The organism is Nocardia arthritidis NBRC 100137, from assembly GCF_001612765.1.
Taxonomy (GTDB): domain Bacteria; phylum Actinomycetota; class Actinomycetes; order Mycobacteriales; family Mycobacteriaceae; genus Nocardia; species Nocardia arthritidis.
In genome coordinates, this window is record NZ_BDBB01000012.1 from 1 (window position 1) to 7,602 (window position 7,602).

Annotated in this window: 4 protein-coding genes; 2 read left to right on the top strand and 2 right to left on the bottom strand. The window is 69.1% G+C overall.

Annotation, left to right across the window (positions count from 1 at the left end; all coding sequences use genetic code 11):
* Positions 1–217: 217 nt before the first annotated feature.
* Both NA8_RS10840 and NA8_RS10845 read left to right on the top strand, forming a co-directional pair.
* Positions 218–2,413 (top strand): transglycosylase domain-containing protein, encoded by a 2,196-nt coding sequence (locus NA8_RS10840; RefSeq protein ID WP_084466687.1) that lies wholly within the window; start codon positions 218–220, stop codon positions 2,411–2,413.
* A 219-nt stretch (positions 2,414–2,632) separates the two neighbouring features.
* On the top strand, positions 2,633–4,303 hold the full coding sequence (locus NA8_RS10845) for a glycosyltransferase family 87 protein (RefSeq protein WP_063050261.1): 1,671 nt from the start codon (positions 2,633–2,635) through the stop codon (positions 4,301–4,303).
* A gap of 10 nt (positions 4,304–4,313) precedes the next feature.
* Here the strand turns inward: NA8_RS10845 and NA8_RS10850 are convergent, their stop codons facing one another.
* Together NA8_RS10850 and NA8_RS10855 are read right to left on the bottom strand one after the other, a co-directional pair.
* Positions 4,314–5,891 (bottom strand): TerD family protein, encoded by a 1,578-nt coding sequence (locus NA8_RS10850; RefSeq protein ID WP_063050258.1) that lies wholly within the window; start codon positions 5,889–5,891, stop codon positions 4,314–4,316.
* Between the two features lie 28 nt (positions 5,892–5,919).
* Positions 5,920–7,353, bottom strand: a complete 1,434-nt coding sequence (locus NA8_RS10855; protein WP_063050259.1) for a TerD family protein — start codon at positions 7,351–7,353, stop codon at positions 5,920–5,922.
* Positions 7,354–7,602: the final 249 nt, after the last annotated feature.

Sequence of the window (7,602 nt, forward strand, 5' to 3'; positions counted from 1 at the left end):
CCCCTCCACCGGCCCACGTCCGGCCACCGGCACGCGTCCCGCGGTGGACCGTGAGGGACGTCGCGTCCCGGGCAGTGGACCCTCCACCGGCGAACGCAGGCAGACGGCGGGCGGCCCGCCGTCGGGTCCGCCGCCTCGTCGTGGCGGCGGCAACGGTGACGGCTCCGATGGGCCGGGCAGGCGGCCGACACAGAAGAAGAAGTCGCCGTGGCGCATCGTGCGGCGCACCCTCTATGTCCTGATCGCGTTGGCCATCCTGCTGCCCAGCGGCATCTTCCTCGCCGCGTACACCACGGTGTCGGTGCCGCAACCGGGAGACCTGAAGACCAACCAGGTGGCGACCATCCTGGCCTCCGACGGTGACACGGTGATCAGCAAAGTGGTGCCGCCGGAAGGCAACCGGACCGACGTCACCATCGAGCAGATCCCGCCGCACGTCCGCAACGCGGTGATGGCCGCCGAGGACCGGGACTTCTACACCAACCCCGGCTTCTCGATCTCCGGCTTCGCTCGTGCCGCCAGGGACAACGTCCTCGGCAAGGAGAGCGCGGGTGGTGGTTCGACGATCACCCAGCAGTACGTGAAGAACGCGCTGGTCGGTGACGAACACTCGCTGACCCGCAAGATGCACGAGCTGGTCATCTCGGCCAAGATGGCGCGGCAGTGGAGCAAGGACGAGATCCTCGCGGCGTACCTGAACACCATCTACTTCGGTCGCGGCGCGTACGGCATCGACGCGGCATCCAAGGCGTACTTCGGCAAGCCGGTGCAGGAACTGACCGTCGCCGAGGGCGCGGTGCTGGCCGCCACCATCCAGCTGCCCTCCAGCCTGGACCCCGAGAAGAACCCGGAGGGCGCGAAGACACGCTGGAACTATGTGCTGGACGGCATGGTTTCCGCGGGCAACCTGAGTGCCGGCGAGCGGCAGAGCCTGCAGTACCCGCAGGTCGTGTCCCTGGCCTCGACCCAGGACAAGGAGCAGGACTCCGGCCCCGAAGGCCTGATCAAGACCCAGGTGCTCAAGGAACTCGCGGCGGCGGGCATCAGCGAGCAGCAGCTGAACACCTCGGGACTGCAGATCACCACCACGATCGACCCGAAGGCGCAGCAGGCGGCGGTCGACGCCGCCACGTCGAAGATGCAAGGCGAGCCGGAGCAGCTGCGCACCGCGGTGGTCTCGATCGATCCGCACACCGGCGCGGTGCGCGCCTACTACGGCGGCAGCGACGGCCAGGGCTACGACTACGCCAACGCCGGTCTGCAGACCGGTTCGTCGTTCAAGGTCATCGGCCTCGCGGCCAACCTGGAGCAGGGCATCCCGCTGTCGCAGATGTACGACAGCTCGCCGATCACGGTGAACGGCATCAAGATCACCAACGTCGAAGGCGAGCAGTGCGGCATGTGCACCATCGCCGAAGCGCTGAAGCGGTCGCTGAACACCAGCTTCTACCGGATGCAGCTGGACATGCAGAACGGTCCGCAGAAGATCGCCGACATGGGTCATCGGCTCGGCATCCCGGACACCATCGCGGGTGTGGGCAAGACCCTGACGGAGTCGGACGGATCCGGGCCGAACAACGGCATCGTGCTCGGTCAGTACCAGGCCCGGCCGCTGGACATGGCCTCCGCCTACGCGACGCTCGCCGCCTCCGGCGTCTACCACGCGCCGCACTTCGTGACCAAGGTGGTGACCGCCGACGGCCAAGTGCTGCTCGATCGCGGCGAAGTGGCCGGTGAGCAGCGCGTCTCGGCCGCGGTGGCCGACAATGTCACCGCCGCGATGAAGCCGATCGCCGGCTACTCCCGCAACCACGGGCTGGCCAACGGACGCGAGTCGGCCGCCAAGACCGGTACCGCGCAGCTCGGCGACACCGGTGAGAACAAGGACGCCTGGATGGTCGGCTACACCCCCTCGCTGTCCACCGCCGTGTGGGTCGGCAGCGTCGACAACTCGGCACTGCGCAACTACGGCGGCGGCATGATCTACGGCTCGGGTCTGCCTTCCGACATCTGGAAGGCGACAATGGACGGCGCGCTCTCGGGCACCCGCAACGAGACGTTCCCGAAGCCCGCGCCGATCAAGGGCCAGGCCGGTGTCCCCGAGTGGTCGGCGCCCTACACCCCGCCCACCACCGTCGACTCCCCCCTGCTGCCGCCGGTCGTGGTCGCGCCGACCCAGGTGGAGATCCTGCCCGGCATCACCATCCCGGTGCCCGGCGTCCAGCCCGCACCGCAGCAGCAGCGTCCGCAACAGCAACGTGAGTCGGACGCGGGCGGCCCGCTGCCCGGCCAGCCGGTCGCACCGACCGACGGTTCCTCGCCGACAGCCACCGGCTCACCGAGACCGGGCAACAGCGGCAACTCGGGCAACGGCGAAGGTACGAGCGGAACCGCGCCCACCCGAAGTCGATAGTTCGTCGTCGCGAACCGGGGCCGACCGCACCACGGTCGGCCCCGTCCTGTGTCGCCTACCTTCGATGAACCCCGTGGTCGGCCTGCTCTCTCGTGCCGGAGCGGTCGGTACCCGAGTCGATCCGGACCGCCGATCGCCCTCCGGGTAGCCTCGGGTTCCGTGACCGATCAGCAGTTGGTGGAGCCACGGAGGAACGGGAGGGCGCCGCTGTCGGACCAGATGGTGCCCGGTGGGGCGTACTACGCCGCTCCCGCTCCGCTCGCCTCCGATCTGCGATCGGCGGACGCGCGCGACCGGCCGAGCCGCAACGATTCCCTCGCGGCGCAACTGTCCACGGTGGTCGGCGGGCCGGTCGGTGATCATGCGCTGATCGGCCGGGTGCGGTTCTGGACGCCCATGCGGGTGCTGCTGGCGTTCACCGTGGTGTTCCTGGCACTCGGCTGGTTCGGCAAGGCGGGATGCCTCCAGCAGACCGATGGCGCGGACGGCCCGACCCTCGATTGGAACAACGGCCGCCAGTACGTGGCGATGTGCTACTCGGACACCGTTCCGCTCTACGGCGCGGAACGACTGAACGAAGGCGCATTCCCGTACAAGAAGCAATGGACCGAGCAGACTCCCGACGGCGGGCGGGAGACGCGATACATGGAGTATCCGGTGCTCTCGGGCCTGTACCAGTACTTCTCGATGCGGATCGCCAAGAGCTGGGACGCCGCACCGCTGCCCGGCGCGCTGCAGGTGGTGATCTACTTCAACGTCGTCGCGTTCGGTCTGGCGATGGCCTGGTTGATCACCGTCTGGGCGTCTGCGCTGCTGTCCGGCCGCCGGATCTGGGACGCGGCGCTGATCGCCTGTTCACCGTTGGTGATCGTGCACGCGTTCACCAATTTCGACGCGCTCGCGACGGCCTTCGCCGCGACCGGCCTGCTCGCCTGGGCTCGGCGCAAACCGGTGCTCGCGGGAATCCTGCTCGGTCTTGGCGGCGCCGCCAAGCTGTATCCCCTGCTGCTGCTCGGTCCGATCGTCGTGCTGTGCCTGCGTACCGAGACGATGCAACGCACGCCGCGCACGCACCTCGGCCTGCGGATCCGCGATATCGACGGCTGGCACGCCTTCCTGGCGTGGGTGCGCGAGACGCCCTACCGCGTCCAGTTCCTCAGCGCCCGTCCGCTCGGCGCCGCGTCCGTCACCGTATGCGCCGCGCTGGCCACCTGGCTGGCGGTGAATCTGCCGATCGCCGCGCTGTTCCCGAACGGCTGGCGGGAATTCTTCCGGCTGAACACCACCCGGCACGCCGACCCGGACTCGATCTACAACGTGATCTCCTCGTTCACCGGCTGGCCCGGCTTCGACGGCGTACTGACCCACGGGGAGCAACCCGCCATCCTCAACGCCGTCTCGCTGCTGGCGTTCGTCGCGGCCTGCGCGGCGATCGCCTACATCGGCCTCACCGCGCCGCAGCGGCCGCGGCTGGCGCAGCTGTGTTTCCTCGTTGTCGCGGCGTTCCTGCTGACGAACAAGGTATGGAGTCCGCAGTATTCGCTGTGGCTGGTGCCGCTGGCCGTCCTGGCGTTGCCGCACCGGCGCATCCTGCTGGCCTGGATGACCATCGACGCGCTGGTCTGGGTGCCGCGCATGTTCTACTACCTCGGCTTGGACCGCAAGGGCCTGCCCGAGCAGTGGTTCACCGGCACCGTCGCCTTGCGTGATCTGGCGGTACTAGGACTGTGCGCCCTGATCGTGCGCCAGATCTACCGCCCCGAAGAGGACTTGGTGCGGCGCGACTTCGTCGACGACCCCGTCGGCGGGATCGTCGACCGTATGCCGGACCCGCTGCTGGCGTGGCTGCCGGAGCCGCTGCGACCGCGACCGGCGGCCGCACGCGGCTGACCGGGCGATCTCACGTGGTGCGCAGGAAGCGCGCCTGCCGTTCCGGCTCCTGCGGCAGCATGTCCAGATCGAGTTCCCAGGCGCTGCCGGTCCACGGGTCGAACAGCGGCGTGCCGCCGATGGTCGGCAGATGGCGGCACGACTGCGACAGCATCGCCACGGTGGTGTCGGCCGAGTCGGATTCTTCGGCGCCGACGATCACGATGGACAGTCCGATCAGCTCACCACGCGTGATCAACGCGCCGATCCGCTGCGCGTCAGAGCTCTGATAGCCGTGTGGGAAATCCGCGGCCAACAGGACTCGATGCTCGGTGGGCGGGGTGAAGGCGCCACTCGAATAGGCCAATTCGGCCAGTTCGGCAGCGTCCACCAGCGCTTGCAACCGCGCCGAGATATCGGCGTGGTCGGTGATCGGCGGACCGTTCAGCACCGGAGCCAGCAAACCGGTGAAGCCACTGAACGCATCGGTCAGATCGATGATGTCGAGCAGCGTCCGCCGCTCCGGCGCCGTGGCGAGCAACCGCGCGAGCAGCGCGCCCACCACGGGCGTGACCGCACGGGTCGATTCGGCATCGATCCACAACGGCCGGTTCAGCGGCACCGGAACGCAATACGGAATGCGCACCGATCCCCGGTCGAGCGCGTACAACTCGCCGAGCCGGATACCGTCGCTCGGTGCGGGCGGCTTGTCCCAAGCGGGCGAGTCCCACGAGGCCAGGGCGGGCGGCAGCGCCCGGTCGGCCTCGGCGAGTTCGCCCATCAGCTGTTCGGCGTCGCGCTGATGGTTGCGCTCGGCGGTGGCGACCAGATCGTCGTGCCGTTGCTGCGCGACCCGGCGCGCCTGCTCGGCTGCCGGAGTATTCCTGGTCGCCGGGTCGGAGACGGCGAGCGACAGTTCGTGATCCAGCCGCTTGGCCGCGTACTCCCGCGCCGAGATCAGCGCGGCGGCCGATCGCGCGGCGTCCTCGAACACCATCCACAGCCGTTCCAGCCCGTGACCGACCTCCAGCGGCGCACCGGCGGCGGCGCTCTGCGCGTCGCCCGCCAGCGGACCGGCCATGGTGTGCGTACCGGGTTGGTCGGTGGGCCCGGATTCCGTGGACGCGCCGTCGACCTCGACGCCATGCGCCGTGAGCAACACGGCGAGACCGCCCGCGTAACCTTGGCCCACCGCGCGCAGCTTCCAAGCCGGACCGCGCCGATACACCTCCAGACAGATCAGCGCCGTCTCACCGGACGACGGGGTGATCGCGAATTCCGCGGTCACGCTGTCGTTCTCGGACAAGGTGGCGGTGACCGGCCCCAGCCCGTCGGCCCGCGCGGGGGCAGCCGGGTCGGCGCTGACCACCAGCAGCACGGCCTTCGCGTCGGCGCGCACCCCGGTGAGCGTGATCGTGACCCCGTCGGCCGCCAACGCGACCCCCGCCGTGGCGGGCTGGTTGTAGAAGACGAAATCGTCGCTGGAGAACACTTTCAGGTTCTCGGCGACCACCAGCGCGGAAACGTCGAGGGCAGCCTCGGCGCGCGCACTGAAACGAACGACCTCACCGGTCAACGGGATGTTCTGACCGGCCTGCAGTTGAATCACCGTGTCTGCCCTGCTGTCGCGCCGCCGGTCAACCGTTGACGAGGAACCGGCCGAGCTGCGGCACCGCCTCACCCGGATGCTTTGCCTGGAAGCCCTCACCGAGCGCCTGCAGTTTCCAGTCGCTGCCCACCCGGTACAGCTTGGACATCGCCATCGCGGTGAACGGCATGCCACCGGCGAGCGTGTACCTGGCCAGCTCGCCGTTGTTCGTCCCGTCGACCAAGCGGCAGAACGCGTTCTGCACCTGCTCGAAGGTGTGGCCCTTGTAGGAGGTCACGATGAACAGCAGCGTGGTGATGTGCGCGGGGATGCGGGTCAGGTCGACCAGGATCACCTCGTCGTCGCCCTCGCCCTCACCGGTGAGGTTGTCACCCTGGTGGCGGATCGAGCCGTCCTTCGAGGTCAGCTGGCCGTAGTAGGCCACGTCCACCGGGTTCGTGTCGGCGAACAAGATGACCGATGCGTCCAGGTCGATATCCACCGTGCGGTTACCGAACATGCCGCGGCTGCGCACCGGATCCCAGCCGAGACCCATCTTGACGAAGGTCAGCGCGGCGCCTTCCTTACGCAGGGTGACCCGCTGGCCCTTGACCAGACTGACCGGGCGGTCCTTGCTCAGGCTGACCTCGGCCGGCTGCTGCGGCTGCTGCGGCACGGGCTGGCCGGGCGGCGGATACCCTGCCCCGGGCGCGGGGGGCGGGGGGTACCCCTGCCCGGGCGGCGGCGGGTAACCCTGGCCGGGCGGCGGGGGGTAACCCGGCCCGCCCTGTGGCGGCTGACCGGGACCCGGGGGCGGGTAGCCGGGGCCGGGCGGCGGGTAGCCGGGGCCGGAGCCGGGCGGCGCGTACTGCGGCGCCTGCTGCTGGGTCGGGTACGCCGGGGCGGTCGGCGGCTGCTGAACCGGCTGCTGCGGAGGCGGCGGCGGGGCCTGCGGCGCCTGCGCGGGCTGGGCGGGCGCATCGTCGACCGTCACACCGTGATCGGTGACCAGCGCGGCGAAACCGCCCGCGTAGCCCTGTCCGACCGCACGCACCTTCCATGCGCCCTGACGACGGTAGAGCTCGAGCGCGATCACGATCGACTCGGTGTTCAGCCCTTCGATCCGGTACTCGTACAACTGATTACCGGCCGCATCGGACACGATCGCGGTCGGTGCGGGAAACATGCCGAAATTGCTGTTCGCGTCGTCCAGGGTGATCACCGCGCGAATCTGATCGATGTCGGCGGGCACGGCGTTCAACGACACCGCCAGCGACGCGGGCTGGCCCGCGGGCGCGGGCTGCAGATTGACGCCGGGGCCGCTGGGCTGGTTGAAGAAGACGAAGTCGGCGTCGGAACGGACCTTGCCCCGCTCGGTGACCAGTAGTGCCGACAGATCCGCCGGCGCCGTGAGCTGGACGGAAATCACCACGTCGTTGGTGGCCAGCGGACCGTTCTGGCCCTTGGCGAGAGTTGCGGACAAGTTCGACCCTTCGCTTGTCGGTGCGTTCGCCTGACACTCTACGAGAAACGCGCTGCGCGGCGCTTGTACTGAACTGCCGAGCTACCCCGACACTCGCGAAAGCATCGGTTAGGGTGACGGCACGCAGATGGAATACGGCGATCACACCGTGTTCCCGATCGAGACAGCAGGCAGACACCGCATGGCGCAACTGTTCGAGCAATCGAAGAAGGTGATCGAGGCTCATCTGGCCGGAACCAGCCTCCGCGC